The sequence below is a fragment of the Microbulbifer mixtoriginis (SeqCode) genome (assembly GCF_052467945.1).
Map to the genome: position 1 here is coordinate 2749832 of NZ_CP174328.1, position 21669 is coordinate 2771500.

Consider the following 21669-nt stretch of genomic DNA (forward strand, 5'->3'; position numbering starts at 1 on the left):
TGATCCAGCCAAAAGTTCTTTTAACGAAATGAATTAAATAAAGCGAGTTATCAGCTGCCAAGTCGAAAGCAAGCCTTTTCATTCTTATTGATAACTTTTAATAATTGCAAATTAATAATCCTTCTTCCACTGCAATTCCACACTTCCGGAGCCACTATCGCCCTCGTCCGCTGTTTTAAACTCCAGATTAAGGTCTTCGCCTATCTCTATCTGCATTTCTGCCTGCCAGGGGCTTAGGGGATCAGTACTACGTTGCAACTCTACATAGATACGGTTGGTAATATATTTTCCCAGGCTCAGAGCATACTCATCCCCCTCATCACCCTCCTCTTGCTCAATATTCAGAGTATCCAGCCGCAACAATTCCCGGGTTTTGGCTACCGGGTCTAACACAGCGCGTCCGGTTTGCAAGCTGCGAACCACACTCACTAAACGTACCGCCTGCAACGGAGAAATATCTGACAAGGACTTACCAAACAGCAGCTGAGCTAAGATTTCATCCTGGGAAGCTGAGGGATCAGAGCTGAAAGTAATATCCATATCTGTTGCAGAACCAGAAATATTTGCTGTGATTTCACCGTCGCTATATTTGTAAACGCCTTCGACAAATACAGCCACTTCGTTATTTTCAAAGCGTATCTCCCCTTCCTGTAAATTAAATTTCTTACCTAGTAAATCAAAGCTACCTCTCACAATGGTCAGCTTTCCTGAAGCCTCGGGTTTAGCCGCAGTTCCACGAATATCCACCTGACCACGCAGCTGGGAGTTGAGCCCCAGACCACGCACATAAGATTGCTGGTCTAAAACCATTTCCACTCCCAGGCTAATCTTACTGAGTAGCGGTGGAGCGCGCTCCACTTGTGGGCCATCCACCTGGACTTCTACCACCTGGATTTCCGGAACACTGCTACCGATCCATTGTTCAATCTGTACCGCTAATGGACGTAAAGTAAAGCGCCCAGTAATTTCCGCATCCTGGCTGGAGCCGGACAGAATTGCCTCTCCCGAGATGGCACCGCGCACCCCCGGAGTATTTAACAAGTGTGCTCTATTCAGGTTTAAATTGAGGCTCATCTGTAGTGGCGACTGCTCAGGGAAGAACACCGCTCCTCCCAGGTTAATCGTACCGCCATCCACAACAGTGGCACTGCCACGCTCAATACGCCATTCCTCTGGTGTAAGGCGCATATAAAAATCGATATCGGCAATGCGCGTGTGACTGGGCCGGTGCTCATAGCTGGCCCCGCTGAGTTCTATCGCACCATTGAGCCGGGGCTCGCCAAGCGTGCCTGCACCATCAGCAGAGAAACTCAACAGGCCCCGCATAACATTCACCCTCGGGTCCATAAACTCCGCAACCACAGACAAGTCTGCAGTACCATCACTGACCAACTGCAGGGGAACATCACTTATTGGTCCAGATGGGTTATCTGCGAACAATCGCTCCATTATGGGTGTAATAAGCAGACTTGCGCTGCTATCTACTGCGCGTCGATTGCCATGATCAGCTACCAGAGACACTTGCAACTCACCGCCCTCGGTATACCACTCCAGGGCCATAGAGAGCGGCTGTACCTGAACCCGCCCTTTTTCCCTGCCTGGCATATAGCCGCTGAGACGCAGATCGCCCTCAAACTGTGGCTGACGTGGGCTACCGGTAATACTCGCATGCAGGGAGATATCCCCTTGATCGGGGATATTAAAAGCTACCTCACGGGAGAGATCCTCCAGGGAAGCCCTACCTAAAACTTGCAGGTCCAGACGTTGTTCATTGAGGCTGCCATGGACCGACAATTGGTTGCGTCCCGCCCACAAAAACTCCAGTCCTTCAACAATCAAACTCTTATCGGCATAATCCAGAGCGCCCTGCAGCACCCAGGGCTCATAGCGGTAACCACCCTGCGCCAGCACACTGGCCCTTACCTCCGGGTTAGTAAGCGATCCACTAATTTCTCCATCCAGGCTCAGCTCACCCTCCATAGTACTGGGCAATACTGCTCCAAACACTTCCACCAAGCTCAAGGGTAAGTTACGCACATTCACTCCCACCTGGAGCTGGTCCCGTTTAGGCTCAATTACTCCCTGCGCCTCCACCAATACGACGCCCTGCTTCCCCAGACGCTGTGCTTCCTCGGCCAGGGCTGTCAGGCGACTCGCGCTCTGCTCAGGCTGTACCGCGCCCTTGGCGATACCGGGGATAATCACTGGCGATTGCGGGCCCTGAAACTGTCGTGAACCAAAGTAGTTCATGGTGCCGTTGGCAAAGAGTTCCAGTCGCAAGCCTTGCAGGTCAATTTTTTCCAGGTTTCCGCTGGCATCACCTTTCAGGTTATAGCGGTATTCTTGAACCAGACCATCGGATTCCAGGCTGGCATTCAAGTAGGGATTAGACCAAGGGCCCTCGACACCCAGCAGCCCCTTTAAACCCAGGCTAACCCCCTGTGCAGAGACAAATCCGAGATCTTCGTAAGGGCTGAGGTTGCGAATATCCAAATGCAGCTGCAAATTCAGTGTTTTTGCCTCGATATCCACCGAGCCGCCACCGAATACATTCAGCTTTTCCCCCACCAAGCTCAGATCAGTAATTGTCAGCCCCTGTAAATTACCCTTCACCTTGCCCGTCAACTCATTTTGTAGGCCTCGGTAAGCGGTAACAGCACTCACATCCCCATCAAAAACCGGTTTATCCCAGGGCCCTTTTATCTGTAGCTGAAGTTGATGCAGAGTCCCAGAGAAGTCATCGGGGATTTTTAGTGCTTCTGTTTGCGGTAAAGCAGATAGCAATCGACGAATCTCTTCAACCCCCAGCTCTTGCGCCGCTACATTGATGTCCAGGGACTTGTTGTCGGTATCAATAGCGCCCGCCGTACGAATTTGCGCACCGGCAAACGCCAGTCGAAGGGACTCCAACAGAATAACCCCCTGATCAGTATTCACCTCACCCAGCAGACTCAGTGGCTGCTCCCGATAGTGACTATTCAGCTCAATCTGACCAGAGATACTGGGTAGTGGCAGTGTACCGGATAGGGTTAAATCAGCACTAAACCAGCCGCTGTGTAATAGATCTTGCCAAGGGCGGGAGAGGGTAATTGGCAGGCGGTTGAGGTGAAGCTCAGCACTGATCTCATTTGCACCAATACTGCCTGAAACAGTGCTGCGCCGCCCATCCACCTGCAACCAAATACCTTCGGAGTGAATGCGCCAGGGAAAAAGGTCAATTAGCAAGCTACCGGTCAATGCCAATTGATGCTGGGAAAGTGGAATGGAAATAGACTCTATATCGATCTGTACCTGCTCATCGCGACGGCGCAGAGCAATTTTGCCACGTGCATCCAACGCCTGCCCTTTCGGCAGGTGTAGCTGGCGACCCACAAAGCCCTGAGCTGTTTCACTGGCCGAAAAGTCCAGAACAAACCGCCCCGGCTGCTGCTCCCGCCCCTCGGCAATAAACTGCAGATCACCACCTTTTAACTCGCGAACTTCCAGCTGCAACTGAGTGGGCTGCCCCTCCCAGCGATACAGGCTATTAGCGGATACAGAGAGCGCTGGAATATCGCTGACTTTGCTGCTAATTAACTGCAATCGCTCAAGCTTTAACTCTCCTAAGCGAAAACTCGGCAACAGGGCTTCCCAGCTGGAAGTTTTTACTGTGTCCGTCTCATCCTCTACTACTTGTGCAGTTTCTTGTTCAGCTTCAGTCAAGGATTTAAGTAATTCATCCAGCACATCGAGATTCAGCAGAAAATCTTTGGCAGCGATACGCTCAATATTGACCGGATTACTGGAAAAACTCTGTAGCTGAAACTCCAGCTGGCTTCCCTCTGCCAGGGTATTGCTCTCAAAATCGACCCGAAGACGTTCGAAAAACCAGGCCCCGAGGCGCTCGCTGCCAATCCCTTCAGCTTCAATCGTAAGGCCGTCGATTACCTGTTCTGCACCGTAAAAAGCCGTGCGGGTCAAATTAACCCGCCCCTGCTCTGTGCCTAGAAAGTAAATTAATGAAAGCAGAATAAATAGCAACAGACCCGTGATCAGGTAGCCCCCGGCTCCGAGGGAACGCCACAACCCCCGCAAAAAGCTTCGCAAAAAACCTAGCAGTGCGCCAGCAAAGCCCAGAGCCAATACACTCCATCTGGACATCAAAATGCCTGCCCCAGGCTGACATAGACCTGGTAGTGATCATCTACTCCGTCGCGCCTATCCAGAGGAAAGGCTAAGTCAAAGCGGATAGGAGCGAAGGAGGTATTGTAGCGAACACCAAATCCCGCCCCCCAGAAGAGGTTAGAGAAGTTAGGGCGTGGATTCTCATAGGCATTTCCTCCATCGAGAAACAGGACTCCGCCCCAAGTTTTACTAAAGCGGAAACGCCCTTCGATTGATATTTCGCTGAGGCCGCGCCCACCGATCGCATCAGACAGGGATTCCTGGCCGTCCTCATTAATTTCAACAATACGAGGACCCAACTCCTGGTACCCATAGCCTCGTACTGAACCACCCCCACCTGCATAAAAGCGTTCATCCGCCGGCAGTTCCAAATTGGGTGCGCCAGTAATGGCGCCGGCCTTGATACGCAATGCTAAAGTTGGTTCGTAGCGCGCCGATTGCACCGTTTTATAAGCGGTCAACTGCAGGATATTTTTGACAAAAGAAGTACTGTTATTTTTAAGATCCACATAGGGCTTAATCTCCAGTGCTGTGGTAGCGCCACGACGGGCATCCAGGGGCTTATCTGTTGTGTTTAACTTAAATCCCAACGGGAACGCCAATAAATGATAATTCTCATCCGGGTCCCCATCCTCCACAGCACCATCTACTTTTTCATCCACACGGCTGAACTTCAGTTCAGCCCCGCCACTGATGGTACGGTGCTTACTCAGCTTGCGCGATACCAGCCCCTTAAGGGTCAAGGCCTTGGAACTGTAGGAGTCTACATCCTCACCGGTTAAGGCCACACTCGCAGTAAAGCGCTGTTTATCCCTAAAAAAACGCGGTATGGTCAACTTACTCTCCAGAGTTTGCTTGACCTTATTCACTTTACTCTCCACTTCCAGCTTTTCGCCACGGTGAAAAATATTGCGATGTTCCCAGCTGGCAGATACACCGGGACCCTCATCAGAGGTGTACCCCACCCCCAAAGTAATAGTGCGGTGGTTGCGCTCCTGCACAATAAAGATGACATCAACCAACCCGTTATAGGGCTCTGATATCTGGTGAGTTACATTGGAAATTAAATTAGTGCGCAATAAACGCAATTGAGCCGCATCCAGCTTACTGCGGCTGAAACAATCTCCAGGGCTAATATTCAACTTACTGCGCAAATAGTCATCTTCAACAGAAGTGGCACCAAGGATTTCTACCTCACCCACCAACACCTCTGGACTGGGTGCCACACGGTACACCAAACGTGCAGCTGCCTCCTGGTGAATCACTGTAGCTTGATAGGTAACATCGACATTGAGCAGACAGGCATTTTCATTAAGGTATCTGGTGATGGTTTGCACACCTTCGAGTACCTCATCTGCCTGTAATGGATCGCCGATAGAAATAGGCAAGCCGGGAAAGCCCGCCCGCAGATTCGCGGGCATTTCAATATCCAGGCTCTTAATCAAATACTGAGGACCGGGAAATACTTGGTAAATAATTTCACTACCCTGCACCGATTCCCGTACAGTAGCATCGTAATACCCCTCAGCGCGCAGTAATTTTTCCAGATTTCCACGCTCATAATGAGCGATATCCCGCAGGTTTTCATAACTCTCAAGGGCGCTACTATTCTTACGCAACTCATTGAGCTCTTTAGTCAATTTTTCCTGCAATTGCGGGTCGCCCTGCACATACAGTGAAAAAGCTGGAAGTTTGGAAAAAAAAGGAATGGCTACAGCCTGCTGGAAGGGCAGTAATACAAAACCGACAAGCAGGAAGGCAAAGAGAACTCGCAAAATATTAATCCGTTGACTACGGCGGCTAGTCCGTATACTCCCGGGTATCCATCCCTTCACACCTGATAATGACCCGGTACAGATATTGCCCGGGTAGAGTTTGCCGACGAGAGACGATATAGCTAATAGTCCCGTTTTAATCGCCGGCGGAGAGAAAGCAAATGGTTTATGGCTGGCTGCTAGTGCTCGGGCTGCCAAGTAACGGATTACAGTCTTTGATAATCACCCGCCCCTCGAGAATATTGCCCTTGGAGTATTCAGTAAAAATACATTGATTGGTTTTGGGGTCGTAGTTCTCGATCCAGAGGTTATCCTCTTTCCAGGTGGCGCCAATATGCCGGTAACCGTCAGGTACAGAAATACGCATCACACCACCGAAGCGTTTTACAAAGACCTGTTCATAGTGGAAGTAATAAGCCAGCCAGCCTGCAAAGAAGAAAACTGCAGCCACAATGGCGCCAATTTTCAAGCTGCCCATGCGGCTGCCAGCAAAGAGGGAGAGAATAACCAGAGCGATAACCGCTGCCCAGTAGAGATAGGTAACCATACTTGCTCTTCTGCCTTGAATTTATTGGTATTACTACAGGGCAAGGGTAGCGCAGAACCGAGTCAAACAAAATGACGTCCGTCTACGCACCCTCCCCCCTTAATCTCTTTAGTCTTCCGCCAAGGCTGGCAAATTTTCATAGAGTGCCAGAGCCTCTGGGTTGGCGAGGGCTTCTTTATTCTTAACCGCCTTACCGTGCACGACATTGCGAACCGCCAACTCAACAATTTTTCCACTAATAGTACGCGGAACATCGGCCACCTGAATCACCTTGGCGGGTACGTGGCGCGGGGTCGTATTAGCGCGAATGGTAGAGCGGATTCTCTGCACCAGATCATCATTCAGCTCTACGCCCTCGCGCAACACCACAAACAGTACAACCCGCACATCGTCTTGCCACTGCTGACCGATACAGATGCTATCAAGCACCTCCTCAACTTTCTCTACCTGGCGATAGATCTCGGCAGTACCAATACGCACGCCACCGGGATTCAGTACCGCATCGGAACGACCGTAAATAATCACTCCTCCATGGGTAGTAATTTCTGCATAGTCGCCGTGTGCCCAAACTCCCGGCCAATTTTCGAAGTAGGCGCTGTTATATTTCGCCCCATTGGGATCATTCCAGAAACCGATCGGCATACAAGGGAAAGATTTGGCACACACGAGCTCCCCCTTCTCTGAAGTTACCGGCTTGCCATCGTCATTCCAGACTTCCACAGCCATGCCCAATCCTCGACACTGAAGTTCTCCCGCATAAACTGGCAACGCAGGGTTACCCAAGGCAAAGCAGGAAATAATATCCGTGCCTCCAGAAATAGAAGACAGGCACAGATCCTCCTTTATATCTCGGTAGACATATAGAAAGCCCTCATGAGCCAGTGGCGAGCCTGTAGACAGTACCGCGCGCAGCTTCTCCAATTTGTGGCTTTCGCGGGGCTTACAGCCGCTCTTTTCCAAGGCGGCGATATACTTGGCACTGGTGCCAAATACGCTGATACCCTCCTCATCCGCCATATCCCACAAGCTCCTAGCCTCTGGATAGAAGGGAGAGCCATCGAACAACACCAGGGTTGCACCACAAGCCAAGCCACTTACCAGCCAGTTCCACATCATCCAGCCGCAAGTAGTGAAGTAGAATAAGGAATCCTCACGACGCAAGTCGCAATGCAGGCGATGCTCCTTCAGGTGTTGAAGCAAGGTGCCACCCACCCCATGCACAATGCACTTCGGCACCCCAGTAGTTCCTGAGGAGTACATGATGTATAGGGGGTGATCGAAAGCGGTCTGAACAAAGGTAAGCTCGCGCTCAGGTGCTGTGGCTTCGAACTCCTGTAGCAACACCGCTTTATCCAGCGGCTCTGCTGCTAGTACCTGAGCCACTTTCTCCTGCGAGCGGGCAACTGGCACTACCACCAGTTTCTCGATCGAGTCGATACGGGCCACTATCTCGCGCAATCGCGGCAGGGAATCGATCACTTTGCCGTTGTAGAAGTAACCCTCGCAGGCGATCAGCACCTTCGGTTCTACCTGGCCGAAACGATCAAACACGCCATTGATACCAAAATCCGGCGAACAGGAAGTCCATATAGCGCCAAGACTGGTGGTTGCCAGCATGGCCACTACGGTATCCATCACATTCGGCATAAAGCCAGCTACACGATCCCCTTCGGATATGCCCTGATTGGCCAGGGCTGAAGCCAAGCGTTCTACCCGACCATATAGCTGCGCGTAGCTGAGCTGGCGACGGCTGCCATTCTCCAGGCGCTCAACCAAAGCCGTCTTATCGTCGCGGTAGCGCAGCAGGTTTTCGGCAAAATTGAGTCGTGCATCGGGGAACCACTCAGCACCCGGCATGTTGTCGCGGCCCAAGATCTCTTCTCCACGCGCACTGGCCCGCACTTCACAGAAATCCCATAAGTCGCTCCAGAAGACCTCACGCTCTTCTACAGACCACTGGTAAAGCGCACTGTAGTCTTCAAGCTGCAGCTGGTGTTTCACATTAACCAGGCGACGGAACTCATCCATCTGGGTGGCGGCTACGGCCTTGGGGCTCGGTTGCCAAAGGGCTTGTGCGTTGTCCTTCATCTCAGCAGACCTTTTAGGTTCATTATTCTCGGTGATTGTTTGACCTTCGCCAGGGCGAAAGCGGCAATCATGCCTTGCCCGACAACTTTAAACTATTTTAATCTTTCGATGGTTTATTAAATAAAACTTAACATTCATAGAATGCATCCGGAGCCATAGTGAGCGCCACCATTAAACAGCTTCGCGCCTTCGTTGTTGTAGCCCGAAGCCACAGTCTGGCGCAGGCCAGTGCCCAGTTACACACTTCCCAGCCGGCGCTCTCCGTGGCTATCCGCAATCTGGAAGAGGCCGCTGGAGGGCCTCTATTTAGTCGCGATAGCCGCCAACTGGTCTTGACCCCAGAAGGGCGTGAGTTCCTGGTTCGTGCGGAGCAACTACTTAACAGCTGGGATCAATCACTGGATGCTATACAGCAGCGCTTCCGCCTGGAACGTGGACAACTGCAACTGGCAGTTATCCCCGCTTTCGCCTTAAACCGAGTACCCGCTCTATTAGCTAACTTTCACCTGACATATCCACAAATCAATGTTGTGCTGGAAGATGTGGTTATGGAGCGGGTTGTAGAATCTGTACAGGAGGGACGCGCGGAGCTGGGCATTAGCTTTCGCCCGGACGAACTGGGTGGAATGGAGTTCGCACCCATTGAACACGACCGTTTTATCGCAATAATGCCCGAAGACCACATATTGGCGGAAAAGAAGGCCGTACGCTGGCGCGACTTGGCCGCTCATCCTTTTATATCGATGAACCGTGGATCGGCAGTGCGACGCTGGACGGATACTGCCTTTGACCAGTGTGGACAAGCTGCTCAATATATTTGTGAAGCTAATCAGCTCAGTACTATCGGGCAGCTGGTCAGAGCGGGCTTGGGAATCAGTGCTGTACCAAGCCTTTGTGAGGCACAAATGCGAGAGTACGGTTTAATCTGCTTGCCTCTTACCGCGCCGGCGGTAATGCAAGAAGTTGGCGCACTATTTAAAAGCCGCGGTAACCTCTCTGCACCCGCCAGCGCTTTCCTGGAGTTACTCACCGGGCAGTAGTCACTACAGGAATAGTAATTTACCCAGAGTGCCAGTAACTATTTACTACTGGTAGCGCGCAGCATCCAGGCAGTTTTTTCATGCACACGCATACGATCAGATACCAGGGCAATAGTCGATTCATCCTCGCCCTTTTGCGCGGCCTTTAATACATCACGACAAGTTTTTATTACCTGCTCATGGCCCTTGGTGAGAATTTTCACCATATCTTCTGCTGCGGGAACTTCTACAACTTCTTCAATAGAACTCAGCTGTCCAAAAGCCTGATAGGTGCCCGGTGCAGAAACACCCAAAGTGCGAATTCGCTCTGCAATGTCATCTACCGCCGTAGCCAGTTCGTTGTACTGCTCCTCAAACATCAGGTGCAGTTCACGAAAAAATGGCCCGGTAACATTCCAATGGAAGTTGTGCGTTTGCAGGTATAGAGTGTAGCTATCCGCCAGCAAGTGCTTGAGGCCGCCAGCAATCTTTTCCCTATCCTTTTCACTAATACCAATATCAATTTTTTTCATTAAACAAATCCTTCTTCCAAGACTTTGCCACCGAAATGGTTTCACTGCCATTCTGATAGTTTTATGGTTTTACCACAAGCTATCGGGTTGATAGCTTATCTATATAGCCGAGCCAAGTTTATAAGACACTAAAAAGACAAACATATTTATCCTGGCAACTAACTCGGAACATGCCTTGAATCTAGCGGTATCCTGCCCTGGAACAACTGTGTGTCCAAACTGAAAAGTTAATTAATCCGCCAAAAAAGAAAAATAAATAAAACATGTTGGTTATGCATACACTTATAGTGCTAACACTGTATCAATCTACGGAAAGAAAAATTTAAGAGAAAACAAAGTTAGCTAGGTATTACAAACCGGGCAATTACTATGGCTCGGCAGCTGCAAAGTTTGCAGGGCTAAGCTTTCTGTCTCGATTAAGTGCAATTTATTCAAGCTCGATACCGGCAAATCCATCAGGTATTTCATGGCCTCCAGAGCCTGCATGCTACCGACTACACCCAGCGCCGGACCGATCACACCTGCTGTAGAGCAGTTCTGCACTTCAGCCTGCTCCTGGGGCGGAAACAGGCAGGCATAACAGGGACCTTTTCCTTCAGAAAAATCAAAACTAATCAGCTGGCCGGAAAAACCCTGCACCGATGCCATTACCACCGGACACCCGGCCTGATAACAAACCCGGTTGATCGTATGGCGGATTTCCAGGTTATCGGTGCAGTCCAACACCAGATCCACCTGTTTTACCTGCTCACGCAGCCAGGATTCATTCGCCATTTGGTTGTGGGGGTGAATGCGAATAGTTGGATTGGCTGCAGCCAATTGTTGTGCAGCCACCATGGCTTTGGATTTTCCCTGGTGATTGGTTTTGTACAAAACCTGGCGCTGTAAATTGGAGAGATCGATATGATCACCGTCTACCAGGTGCAGCTCTCCAATACCGGCTGCGGCCAGATACATCGCTGCCGGGCTGCCGAGCCCACCTAGACCAACAATCATAATTCGAGCAGAAGACAGTTTTTTCTGCCCATCTTCACCCACCTGGGGCAACATTATCTGGCGACTGTAACGCTGTAATTCCTTACTACTTAACATGGCTCTACTTCCGCATGCTTACCTTTAAACAGGACATTAAAATCGGCAACCGCCTGCTTGTAATCTTTTGCTTTAGTAATAGCGCTGACCAGGGCGATACTACCAACGCCACTAGCGATAACCTCACTGGCCCGTTGCATATTAATACCACCAATTGCCACGAGTGGATATTCGGGCAATAGCGCGGCCATTCGCGCAAGTTTCTGCACACCCTGCAACTGATCCGACATATCCTTGGTGTTGGTCGCATAAATTGCACCAATCGCCAGGTAACTGGGGCGATAACGGTAGGCCAACAGTAATTCATAGAAGCCGTGGGTACTGATACCCAACTTCAATCCTGCCGCTTGAATTGCCCTCAGATCAGCAGACTGCAAATCCTCCTGGCCCAAATGCACGCCATAGGCACCGCACTCAATCGCCAACTGCCAGTAATCATTGATAAACAGGCGCAGGTTATACGTCCTGCCAATAGCCACTGCCCGCTCAATCTGTGCGCGCAGGTCCCCACCCGGATTCTTTATTCGCAGCTGTAAAGTACGCACCCCCAGCTCAGCCAGGCGCTGCAACCACTCCACTGTATCCACTACCGGATATAAACCCAATGCTTGAGAGTCTGTTTGGGCAAACCCTTGAACAAGAGGCTGGGCCACACCAAAACCATAATCCAGCGCACGCTCTTCTCCCGGCACCAAAATTTCCGGGAAGTCGATTAAATCCAGGGGCCAGCCACAGTGGCCTACAGGGCCGGCACCAGCGCCGATGTGTGCATTATTTCCCCGGCGCAAACCCCGCTGAACATAGGCTTTACCCACAACGCAGGCATCTCTCAACGGGTAGCCCAAAGCGCGGCAAGCGGCAATAGCGGAGGACAGGGTGCAGCCAGTGCCATGTGTGCCTGTACTGGACACTTCCCGGCCAATAAACCAATCGGCTTTTTCACCATCCCACAGTAAGTCGGCAACTTCTCCCGCACGCAATTGCGTATGGCCGCCGGTAACTAAAATTGCGGTACCGCCGTGGGCGTGCAACTGACGCGCAGCCTGCACAATAGATTCCGCACCCGTGACACTGGCTCCGGTAAGCCATTCCAATTCATGTAAATTGGGAGTGACCAGATCACACTGTGGCATCAACTGAGCCAACACCGTTGCGGTAATACTTCCTTCAGTGAGCCCGGCTCCATTGGTAGCAACAGCAACCGGGTCGTAAATAACCGGAACCGGCTGCACCGCTTGCAGCTGGCGCAGGAAATCTGCCACCGCAACAACTTGTTCAGCATTCGCTAGCAGACCGATTTTAATTGCGGCAGGAAATAGATCCCGCCGTAAAGCCTGTAACTGAGAACCCAAGACCTCTAGGGAAACTGCATTAATTGCAGTAACTTCCACCGTATTCTGTGCAGTATTGGCCGTGATAGCACTGCAACCATAGCAGCCGAGGTCGGCAAAAGTCAGCAGGTCCGCCTGAATGCCGGCGCCACCGCCGGAGTCACTGCCGGCAATGGTCCAGACAATTGGCTTTTTCAATTGGAGTTGATCGCGCATAAAAATACTAATCCTGCAATATGCTCTCTGCCTGCTGCCAGAAAGGCATATCAAGGGTGGGGGTGCTGGGGCTGGCAGTTTGACGCCTGAGCATCAAGCCGGCATTAAAGGCGGCGCGCCCGGATTCCACAGCCAGTTTAAAAGCATTAGCCATCAGTACCGGATCCTGGGCTTTTGCAATCGCGGTATTCAATAACACCGCATCAAAGCCCATCTCCAGTGCTTCTGCCGCCTGTGATGGCGCACCGATTCCCGCGTCAATAATAAGCGGTACATCACTCAGGCGCTCGCGCAGTGTTTGCAGGTTATATTTATTGAGTAGTCCCTGCCCAGTACCGATGGGAGCCCCCCAGGGCATTAATACCTCGCAACCCACATCCAAAAGTTTTCGACACAGAACCAGGTCATCTGTGCAATAAGGCAAAACCTTGAAGCCTAACTGAATTAATTCCCGCGCAGTTTCTACCAGACCAAAGGGGTCTGGCTGCAAATTGTAATCATCACCAATCACTTCCAGCTTGAGCCAATCGGTCTGGAAAATTTCCTGGGACATTTTTGCCAGCTCCACCGCTTCTCGCGGCGATTTACAACCGGCGGTATTGGGCAACAACTGACAACCGGACTCGCGAATATAATCCCAAAATCGATTGTCCTGCTGCTGTGCCGGATTTTGCCGGCGAAGAGACAAAGTAATAATTTCCGAAGCTGAGGCTTGCACGGATTCGCGCATAATCGCTGGGGAGGGATACAGAGCGGTGCCCACCAAAAGCCGGCTGTTAAATGTTTTTCCGTAAAGTGTTAATAGATCGCTCACCTTTACCCCCCCACTACCGGAGCAACAATATCCAGGCTATCGCCGTTATTTATCTGTGTATTGCTATATTCCGTACGGGGAATAAATCCACCGTTGATCGCAACGGCAAACGTTTCTCCGCGATAGCCGAGCTGCTGTAAAAGCGCAGAGAGTTTTAGCGGGGATTCAAGGCTCTGTGTTTCCCCATTAATTAGTACCTGCATCAAGCCACCTGTAACAGTTGTTGTGCCACTTGATTCTCCACTTGCTCCACGACTGCCGGCGCTAAAAGATAACCGTGACGGTAAAGGCCATTCACCCTAATCAGCCCATCCTCGCTGTGGATATAAGGCATATTATCCATAGTGGCGGGGCGACAATTTACGCGGGTCTCAACAATACGAGCCTCGGCAAAAGCCGGGTTGAGGGAGTAAAGCGCAGAAGACAATTCCATACTGGAGCGCACGGAAATGGGCGACTGGTCTTCGCTCTCAATTTCCGTGGCACCAATCACGGTGCGTCCATCGCTACGGGGTACAGCGTAGAGCTTATAGCGTGGGTGGAGCAGGCGCACTGGACGCTGCAAAACCACTTCCCGGGATTCCACCACCATCACCTCACCACGGACACCGCGCAAGCCTTCAATCTGTCCCTTGGCACCGAGACCACGGCAGTCGATCACGCAATCAAATTGTTCGCGCTCCGAGTTCACAGAGATATACCCGGCTTCGCAATTTACCTTGCTGTGCTCTCGCAGAGTGACAGCACCTCGGTGCAACACCCTGAGTAACGCAGGCAATAGGCGGTGATTATTGATATCCGCCTCACCCCGCAGGTAAAGCCCCTGCTCAAAGCCATGTAAGGAGGGCTCTAATTTCGCTAAAGTATTGCTATCTAGTGGCTCCAGCTGCCCCCTGGCAGACTCGCCAAGCTTACCCTGTAGTTCCCGCAGAAATTGCAGCAGCTCGCTTTTATCCTTGCCATGCGCCACCAGGACTGAGCCCGCTCGGCGGTATTCCACGTCCTGCCCGCTCTGCTCCTCCAACTGCCGGACCCACTCAGACCAAAGCTCAAGGCTTTTTAACCCCAGGCTATAAATGTGTTTATTACTATGTACCAGCTCCGATAAAGGCGAGATCATTCCCGCAGCTGTCCAACAGGCTCCACCTTTTGATTCCGATAAGTTACCGGCCTCAAACAGGGTAATATCTACATCAAGCTGACAGAGCCTCCAGGCGAGTAATCGCCCCAACAGGCCGCCACCGGCAATAGCCACTTTGGCTTTGGTTTCGTTTGACACAGCTTACCTATCTTCACAATTCCAATTGGATACCAGCGATAGCAAGCTCCTTTTACATCACTGTATTTCTAATATGCTGGGGGAGTTACCCTCCCCCAACACCCTATCAGCCCTTGTGATAAATCTCGCTGCCCATATCCTTAAATTTAACTGCCATCTCTTCCATCCCGCGTTCCGCCTCCTGTTTGGCTGCGTAATCACGCACGTCCTGAGTAATCTTCATAGAACAGAATTTAGGCCCACACATGGAGCAGAAATGCGCTACCTTGCCGGATTCCTTCGGCAGGGTTTCATCGTGATAAGAGCGTGCGCGCTCCGGGTCCAAACCGAGATTGAATTGGTCTTCCCAGCGAAATTCAAAGCGGGCTTTTGACAGAGCGTCATCGCGCTTCTGTGCCCATGGATGCCCCTTGGCCAGGTCTGCGGCATGGGCCGCAATCTTATAAGCCATCAGACCCTCTTTAACATCCTCTTTATTGGGTAGGCCCAGGTGCTCTTTGGGTGTCACATAGCAGAGCATGGCGCAACCATAGGTGCCGATAAGCGCTGCACCGATGCCGGAAGTGATGTGGTCATAACCGGGAGCAATATCTGTCGTTAATGGGCCAAGAGTATAGAAGGGAGCACCGTGGCAGTGCTTCAACTGCTCATCCATATTTTCTTTGATCTTATGGATAGCCACATGACCAGGGCCTTCGATCATAGTTTGTATATCGTGCTTCCAGGCAACTTCGGTTAATTCACCAAGCGTATACAGCTCACCGAACTGAGCTTCATCATTGGCATCGGCAATAGAGCCCGGACGCAGGCCATCACCAAGGCTAAAGCTCACATCATAAGCTTTCATAATCTCGCAGATTTCCTCAAAGTGGGTATAGAGGAAATTCTCCTTGTGATGAGCGAGACACCACTTCGCCATGATGGAACCACCACGAGACACTATCCCGGTCATTCTTTTGGCTGTGAGTGGTACATAGCGCAAGAGCACGCCGGCATGAATAGTGAAATAATCCACTCCCTGTTCCGCTTGCTCAATCAAGGTATCTCGGAAAACATCCCAGTTGAGGTCTTCGGCAATTCCATTTACTTTTTCCAATGCTTGGTAAATGGGTACGGTACCAATGGGGACTGGTGAGTTGCGCAGAATCCACTCGCGAGTTTCGTGGATATTGGCTCCGGTAGACAGATCCATCACCGTATCTGCCCCCCACTTGGTAGACCAAACCAGTTTTTCCACTTCCTCTTCAATGGAAGAGGTCACAGCGGAATTGCCGATATTTGCATTCACCTTACACAGAAAGTTGCGCCCGATAATCATCGGCTCCACTTCCGGGTGATTGATATTCGTTGGGATAATTGCGCGTCCTTCTGCAACTTCCCTACGAACAAATTCCGGCGTGATTTGTTCCGGAATGTAAATACCATCACGCGCTTTTTGGTATTCACTCTCACTCATCTCCGCCGCTAACTTTATGCGTCCCATATTTTCACGGACTGCAACAAACTCCATCTCCGGCGTGATAACGCCACGGCGGGCATAGTGCATTTGCGATACATTACGTCCCTGCTTGGCTCGGCGCGGACTGGGAAGCTTTTCGAAGCGAATGTGGTCCAGCCCCTGGGCCGCCATACGCTGTTGACTGTAGGCCGCTTGGCGGGAGTCCAGCTGTTCAGTATCTCCTCGTGTCTCTATCCAGCCTTTGCGTAGCTTGGGCAGACCTTGGCGTACATCGACTTTAAAATTGGGCTCTGAATATGGCCCGGAGGTATCGTATACGGTGAGAGGCGCGTTGGGTTCTAGAATAGGATTATCGGCATCCCCACCTACCACACTATCCCCAAGACAAATCTGGCGAGCGCCAACCTGGATACCAGGGGTTTCACTAGGCAAAAACACCTTGCGCGAATTGGGAAAAGACTGAACCGTGAGATTCTCAAGAAATTCTTTAGCGGAATCGCGACTGGCAGCGCGGGAGGACTTTCCGGCTTTACCGGATTGTTCAATGATCTCAGACATGCGTAACCTTAAAACTTGGGAATTTAAAGGTCGCAGCATCCAGGGCACATACAAAGAGAAAAGACGCCAAAATGTAAAAAAACAGGCGACTTCAGATCTTGTTCCCTACGCGGGGGTTACCCCGATCAGGTTCAACGGATCTCGCAACAGCGATCTCAGCCCACAGGCACTCCGACAAGTAATGCGCAGTATAGAGGAAGCCATCGAATATGAATAGGTGGTCTATCAAAGAGGCGTATCTAGGTCTGACAACAATCATCATTTGAAGTGAAACCAAAATCACTTAATGTTCTCGACGACAGAATTTCAACATGCTTCAACTTATTAAAATCTGACCAGCTAGTCTAGCGCATTCACAGTAGCACCTCTCACCCACCAACCTAAACTCCTCAGGTTCACCGATATAGCTTTAAAACAATAACTATCTACGACGAAAGTCGGTGTGGGAGAAATCACAATGTGGAAAAGATACGGAGTTATAGCAGTCTTTTTTTTAAGTGTTATGTCGCTGCCATCAGTGGTGGCAGCCCCTTCAAAATCCGTCGCTGCAGGAGACAGTATTACCATGGCATTCGGTGCAGACTGTACACGCAATAAGTATTTTTGGGACCTATTTTGTCTTCTGGGTGGAGATCAACCGGAACACTCTTGGTTTGATGGTGACAATTATTCTGTAGAAAGTATTTACGATAGATATAAAATTATTTCACCCAATATCGCTGCAAATAAAAAAGCGGCTGAATCCGGTGCCGAGATGCGTGGAGGTAATAAGAATTTTGCAGTACAGGCCGATCGAATTTTGGCTCAAACCAATGTGGCAGATCATGTTGAAATCGTTCTTGGCGGGAATGACATCTGCAACCGAGATTGTGCCGATCCAGCCAACTGCAATAACCCACTATATACCGACAATGAATGGCGCTCAGCTGTTCAAGCCGGCTTGGATAAACTCGTCGACGGCCTTCCCAATGGTTCCACCATTCTGCTCGGATCTGTACCTAGGGTACAGGATCTTCGTGGAGCAGGCCTGGAGAAGCAGGCGGAAAACTCCCGAGTAGACTGTGAAAATGTTTGGTCAACATTTGGTATCTGCCGAATTGCAACCAACGGCGGTATCATGAACGGAGAGGATTTCACCACCCGCTATAATGCGATTACTGCAGCCCAGCGGCGTTACAACGAGATTCTTGCCGAAGAAGCCGAAAGTTACAATGGTGTTAATGGTGTTGAGGTTATAGCGGAATACACTGGTGAAGATGAGGTAAATGCTGGGACTTTCCAGTTTGGAAAGGATGATGTGGGTGGTGGAGACTGTTTCCATCCCAGCGTACAAGGCCAAAATATCGTTGCCGATATCTTTTGGCAGGGTAATCCCGATAAGTAAATAACTTCCCTAATCGGTGAACATTGGGCTCTCTGACTAGAGCTTTCATGAGAGCCCAAGTTTATCTCACAGCCTAAACTATTCTCTTTCTGTATTTGAATTTTTCTCAAAGTAGCTAAGCTCTTCAACTACATACTGTATACGTTGTGGTAGTCCCTTTCTCATAAAGACCACATCAATAAGCTGGCCACTAGAAAGCGCATCCCACAATTTATTTTGACCGCTATGTACCCAACTATCATTCACTCTCAGTAATACATCATTTTCTTGAAAACCCAAGGCAGTGAAGAACTCATTATCTGCGACACCTTCAAGTCGCATCAAATGGTGTCCCTCAACTTCCAATTCGGCCTCGGTAAACTTAGCCTCCAAAGCCTGTCGCTGCTCCAAGTGACGACTTAACCAAGCCTGCCCTAGAGTCAGCACACCAGAAGAGGCTATCAACTTGCGAGTTCCAGGGCCCAATGGCTGCTCTATACGTCGTTTCAACTCCTCACTTTGTCCATGAGTGTAGGTGAGTAAAACCTCAGCGCCCTCTCTCCCCTTTAAGGGTAACTTTTCCAGTCCACCTCTACTCTCTATCACTGCGAAATTAGAGTGGAGGCGCAACAATAAAATATTGTCTGAAATTTTTTGCCCTGCACTGAAATACTCCGCACTAGCCTCCTTTACTGCAATCAAAGCTTTCGACTTACCTTCTACAGTTGATTCGCTAACCCCCAGTAACATTAGTGGCAATCTGGTAGCCGGTAGATTTCTATCAGCAATCGTTTCGCTATCCTTCCATCTATACTTTTCTTTTGATTTTATCCCCATAGATTGCAGTTCTTTATCTACCCAAAAAGCATACTGCTCAAAGTTACGCACCCCCTTCAGATACAACCCATTAATAAAAATGACCGGTACATTTTTAAGACCAAGATCTAGTGCATGATCCCGGGACCCTACTACGGAATCTTTTGGGCTATCACTGGATAAGCAATCTTCAAAAAGATGAATATCTAATTGCAATTGCTTGGCCAACTGAAGGTAAGTATCACTATCAAACTCAGGAGTTAGAACATACAAGGCATCGTGATACTCCCAAAATTTATTCTGCACCGCCGCACAACGCGCTGCAGATGCAGCTTGAATTCCTTCACGATGAAATTTAAGTGGAAAATCAAAGTGCGTTTGACGAACCCAACCCTTATAAACCTCTAGTAGACGCCGTATTACAGGCTGTATCGTTTTGCAATGTGGAGACTGGTAAGAACAATACATCTCCAAGGTGACTGGAGCATCCTGATTACCCCTAATAAATTTAGAACTCTCGGGCAATTGAATTCGTGGCGGCTCGGGCAACTTCAGATAAATTTCTATATCATCCCTCTTTGAACTAAAATTAGCTTCTCCATTCACCAAGGCATTCAGTCTAGCCAAACGCAAATTATATTTTTGCTCTGCAATATCATAAAAAACCAGCTGTAAATCATTATCCAAATCCTGCAATGTAATATTATTACGGCCAATACGCGCCACCACTTCAGAGCCAACACCTGGTTTAGGACTCCGCAAGCCCTCTTTTCCTTCTTCTACACACGAAGAAACAACACAGGTAAAAATAACCAATAAAATCAGCCAAAATCTCAGCTTGAAATTTTTCATTATAACCTCCCTATTTTCCATGCCGATCCTAACAAGCCCACAATCTGAGACCTAATAATTACAAAACAAACGTAAGAATCACCCTGAAACTGAGACCCTTGTTCATTTATCTGTCAGAAATTTCATTAGGATGCGATATCTGACAGGGCGGATAAGTTTAGCGCCATCACTGACAGCGCCTTCAGCTAACATCTACAAACTGATCGACATTCATTGAAAATCTGGCCAGACTCCAACCTACAAAGCTTCTTATTTAATAAAAAAAGACCTTAACCAAGGAGTTAGTTATGAATGATACTCCTAAAAGTACTTCAGAACCTTTGATTTCCTGTCTTGAAAATGAAGGGCTTAAATTCCTATTTGGAACCCCCTCAGAAAAAAATATACGCTTTATCGATGTAAAAAATGGCGCCCTCTTACGATTTATTCTCGCTTTATCAGAACAGGCCATTTTATTTATGACAGTTATGTATGGTCTGGTAACTGGGAACGTCGGTGTCTGCTATGGAACACTTGGACGAGAAGTTACTAATATGCTAGTGGGAATCGCCGATACGTAAGCGGATAGCACGCCTCTCGAGCCCATCAATGCTCAAGCTGGTATCGACGGGCTTTTTAAAGAAAAGTATCAATATATTGCTCTAGTAAAGATGCTTGAGCTCATCCCCAAGTCATCAAAAATGATTACAAATCCAGAATCCACTTCCGAGCTGGTACGTGCAGCTTTCAAAAGCTATCAGGAAGATCAGCCAAGAGCCTATTATCTTATGTGTTCCCGAAGACATTTTAGATATGGCGGCACCCCAAAATAAGTGGCCCCTGTTTGTTAATACCAAGCTAAATCCCTCCCTCCAATCGCAAACACCTGAGATACTTAGATTCAATTCTCCGAGGCTCTAAATATGGTTTTCGTCAGCACATTTCATGGAAAGAGCACAATACCAGAGGAGCATCCAAGCTCTCTGGGTGTTATGGTTTACGACTATGCCAATTTTGGTTTTGATTGTGTCGATGTTGTTATCTGCGTTGGCTATGAACTGCATGAGATGCCTCCATCCCCCATACTCCTAAATGCAGACAAAAAATTATCCATAATCATAATTTCCCAGCAGAGGTTGATGCCAACATTTGCATTAGCCGTGATATAAAAGCCAAAATCTCTTTTTTTACAAAAGTTTAGCACGGTTGAAAAAGCCAAGCCTGGTCAGTGAAGATTAAAAAATACAAAAACTTCTTTTCAGATAAATTAACAATGGCAAAGCCACCAATGCCTACCCAATGAAATCCCAAAGGGTGGTCGCAGACTTTCAAGAAGCGATACAAACAGGTGATATTGTGCTTTCAGACACCTGCGCAGTGAAAATGTGGGTGGCCTAGCCTACAAGCCCAACAGCCTTCCTAACTCCTAATAGGCTTGCCATTATGTCCTATGCCCTACCTGATGCTACTGATATCAGCCTGGTCCACCCTAAGTGCAGAGTACTAGCAGTGATGGGCGATCGCAGCTTCATGATGAATTCTCAAGAAGTTGAAACTGCAATTAGTGAGAGTATCCCCATTATTATTTTAATTTTTTGGCAATAGCTATGGGCTTTTTAAATGGAAAATAGATCTGGAACTCGAGCGCCATTGTCATGTCGTCTTCCAGAGTCAGGCAAATTGTTAAAAAGGCCTTGGCAGCCCACACAGTTCCAGTGGTTGCCTGCCCTGTATATTATTCTGAGAATGATAAGTTGACCGAGCATTTGGGTAAGCTTGTGGAG

General features: G+C 49.4%; 16 protein-coding genes, 1 pseudogene and 1 riboswitch. Of the genes and pseudogenes, 5 read left to right on the forward strand and 12 right to left on the reverse strand.

The genetic code is table 11. The annotated features are described in order from the left end of the window. Window positions 1-111: 111 nt before the first annotated feature. The 4 genes from ACJJIJ_RS12100 to ACJJIJ_RS12115 all read right to left on the reverse strand — a co-directional run bounded on the left by ACJJIJ_RS12100 (window position 112) and on the right by ACJJIJ_RS12115 (window position 8574). On the reverse strand, window positions 112-4140 hold the full coding sequence (locus ACJJIJ_RS12100) for a translocation/assembly module TamB domain-containing protein (protein ID WP_444937512.1): 4029 nt from the start codon (window positions 4138-4140) through the stop codon (window positions 112-114). Further along, window positions 4140-5939 carry an autotransporter assembly complex protein TamA gene (locus ACJJIJ_RS12105; protein WP_444937513.1) on the reverse strand — a complete coding sequence of 600 codons (1800 nt, stop codon included), beginning with the start codon at window positions 5937-5939 and terminating at the stop codon, window positions 4140-4142. Before ACJJIJ_RS12105 ends, ACJJIJ_RS12100 begins: the two co-directional genes overlap by 1 nt. A gap of 166 nt (window positions 5940-6105) precedes the next feature. After that, window positions 6106-6486, reverse strand: a complete 381-nt coding sequence (locus ACJJIJ_RS12110; RefSeq protein ID WP_252082736.1) for a hypothetical protein — start codon at window positions 6484-6486, stop codon at window positions 6106-6108. Window positions 6487-6594: 108 nt separating this feature from the next. Beyond that, window positions 6595-8574: an acetoacetate--CoA ligase gene (locus tag ACJJIJ_RS12115; protein ID WP_444937514.1), complete on the reverse strand. Its 1980-nt coding sequence runs from the start codon at window positions 8572-8574 to the stop codon at window positions 6595-6597. A gap of 158 nt (window positions 8575-8732) precedes the next feature. Between ACJJIJ_RS12115 and ACJJIJ_RS12120 the strand changes: the two genes are divergently transcribed. Then, window positions 8733-9614: a LysR family transcriptional regulator gene (locus ACJJIJ_RS12120; RefSeq protein WP_252082740.1), complete on the forward strand. Its 882-nt coding sequence runs from the start codon at window positions 8733-8735 to the stop codon at window positions 9612-9614. Window positions 9615-9652: 38 nt separating this feature from the next. On the opposite strand, the gene ACJJIJ_RS12125 is transcribed toward ACJJIJ_RS12120, so the two are convergent. The 7 genes from ACJJIJ_RS12125 to thiC form a co-directional block, all read right to left on the reverse strand. Next, entirely contained in the window at window positions 9653-10126 is a 474-nt protein-coding gene (locus ACJJIJ_RS12125) for a Dps family protein (protein WP_252082742.1), read from the reverse strand. 342 nt (window positions 10127-10468) lie between these two features. Beyond that, on the reverse strand, window positions 10469-11218 hold the full coding sequence (locus ACJJIJ_RS12130; protein WP_444937515.1) for a HesA/MoeB/ThiF family protein: 750 nt from the start codon (window positions 11216-11218) through the stop codon (window positions 10469-10471). Further along, complete coding sequence (thiE, locus tag ACJJIJ_RS12135; RefSeq protein WP_252082744.1) at window positions 11212-12765, reverse strand: thiamine phosphate synthase; 1554 nt, start codon at window positions 12763-12765, stop codon at window positions 11212-11214. The genes ACJJIJ_RS12130 and thiE overlap by 7 nt, the downstream gene beginning before the upstream one ends. 7 nt (window positions 12766-12772) lie before the next feature. Next, the gene (locus ACJJIJ_RS12140) at window positions 12773-13579 is read right to left on the reverse strand and encodes a thiazole synthase (protein WP_252082745.1); all 807 of its coding nucleotides are present in this window, start codon (window positions 13577-13579) and stop codon (window positions 12773-12775) included. 2 nt (window positions 13580-13581) lie between these two features. Then, window positions 13582-13782 carry a sulfur carrier protein ThiS gene (gene thiS / locus ACJJIJ_RS12145; protein WP_108734077.1) on the reverse strand — a complete coding sequence of 67 codons (201 nt, stop codon included), beginning with the start codon at window positions 13780-13782 and terminating at the stop codon, window positions 13582-13584. Beyond that, the gene (gene thiO / locus ACJJIJ_RS12150) at window positions 13782-14858 is read right to left on the reverse strand and encodes a glycine oxidase ThiO (RefSeq protein ID WP_252082747.1); all 1077 of its coding nucleotides are present in this window, start codon (window positions 14856-14858) and stop codon (window positions 13782-13784) included. Before thiO ends, thiS begins: the two co-directional genes overlap by 1 nt. Before the next feature lie 106 nt (window positions 14859-14964). After that, window positions 14965-16875, reverse strand: a complete 1911-nt coding sequence (thiC, locus tag ACJJIJ_RS12155) for a phosphomethylpyrimidine synthase ThiC (protein ID WP_444937516.1) — start codon at window positions 16873-16875, stop codon at window positions 14965-14967. Between the two features lie 85 nt (window positions 16876-16960). Beyond that, window positions 16961-17059: riboswitch (TPP riboswitch) on the reverse strand. A 273-nt stretch (window positions 17060-17332) separates the two neighbouring features. Between thiC and ACJJIJ_RS12160 the strand changes: the two genes are divergently transcribed. Further along, on the forward strand, window positions 17333-18259 hold the full coding sequence (locus ACJJIJ_RS12160) for an SGNH/GDSL hydrolase family protein (RefSeq protein WP_444937517.1): 927 nt from the start codon (window positions 17333-17335) through the stop codon (window positions 18257-18259). 78 nt (window positions 18260-18337) lie between these two features. On the opposite strand, the gene ACJJIJ_RS12165 is transcribed toward ACJJIJ_RS12160, so the two are convergent. Then, the gene (locus tag ACJJIJ_RS12165) at window positions 18338-19906 is read right to left on the reverse strand and encodes a thioredoxin domain-containing protein (protein WP_444937518.1); all 1569 of its coding nucleotides are present in this window, start codon (window positions 19904-19906) and stop codon (window positions 18338-18340) included. A 287-nt stretch (window positions 19907-20193) separates the two neighbouring features. On the opposite strand from ACJJIJ_RS12165, the gene ACJJIJ_RS12170 reads away from it, so the two are divergent. The 3 genes and pseudogenes from ACJJIJ_RS12170 to ACJJIJ_RS12180 all read left to right on the forward strand — a co-directional run. Then, window positions 20194-20466 (forward strand): thiamine pyrophosphate-binding protein, encoded by a 273-nt coding sequence (locus ACJJIJ_RS12170; protein ID WP_252082754.1) that lies wholly within the window; start codon window positions 20194-20196, stop codon window positions 20464-20466. A gap of 318 nt (window positions 20467-20784) precedes the next feature. Then, window positions 20785-21054 carry a hypothetical protein gene (locus ACJJIJ_RS12175; RefSeq protein WP_286037024.1) on the forward strand — a complete coding sequence of 90 codons (270 nt, stop codon included), beginning with the start codon at window positions 20785-20787 and terminating at the stop codon, window positions 21052-21054. Between the two features lie 247 nt (window positions 21055-21301). Further along, window positions 21302-21490 (forward strand): annotated as a pseudogene (locus ACJJIJ_RS12180) (thiamine pyrophosphate-dependent enzyme); the annotation flags it as partial. Window positions 21491-21669 lie beyond the last annotated feature (179 nt).

Bases quoted from the DNA above. Each gene is read 5' to 3' on its own strand.
- ACJJIJ_RS12100 (WP_444937512.1), bottom strand. From the start codon at position 4,140: ATGTCCAGATGGAGTGTATTGGCTCTGGGCTTTGCTGGCGCACTGCTA.
- ACJJIJ_RS12110 (WP_252082736.1), bottom strand. From the start codon at position 6,486: ATGGTTACCTATCTCTACTGGGCAGCGGTTATCGCTCTGGTTATTCTC.
- ACJJIJ_RS12115 (WP_444937514.1), bottom strand. From the start codon at position 8,574: ATGAAGGACAACGCACAAGCCCTTTGGCAACCGAGCCCCAAGGCCGTA.
- ACJJIJ_RS12125 (WP_252082742.1), bottom strand. From the start codon at position 10,126: ATGAAAAAAATTGATATTGGTATTAGTGAAAAGGATAGGGAAAAGATT.
- ACJJIJ_RS12130 (WP_444937515.1), bottom strand. From the start codon at position 11,218: ATGTTAAGTAGTAAGGAATTACAGCGTTACAGTCGCCAGATAATGTTG.
- thiE (WP_252082744.1), bottom strand. From the start codon at position 12,765: ATGCGCGATCAACTCCAATTGAAAAAGCCAATTGTCTGGACCATTGCC.
- thiS (WP_108734077.1), bottom strand. From the start codon at position 13,782: ATGCAGGTACTAATTAATGGGGAAACACAGAGCCTTGAATCCCCGCTA.
- thiC (WP_444937516.1), bottom strand. From the start codon at position 16,875: ATGTCTGAGATCATTGAACAATCCGGTAAAGCCGGAAAGTCCTCCCGC.
- ACJJIJ_RS12160 (WP_444937517.1), top strand. From the start codon at position 17,333: ATGTGGAAAAGATACGGAGTTATAGCAGTCTTTTTTTTAAGTGTTATG.
- ACJJIJ_RS12165 (WP_444937518.1), bottom strand. From the start codon at position 19,906: ATGAAAAATTTCAAGCTGAGATTTTGGCTGATTTTATTGGTTATTTTT.
- ACJJIJ_RS12170 (WP_252082754.1), top strand. From the start codon at position 20,194: ATGAATGATACTCCTAAAAGTACTTCAGAACCTTTGATTTCCTGTCTT.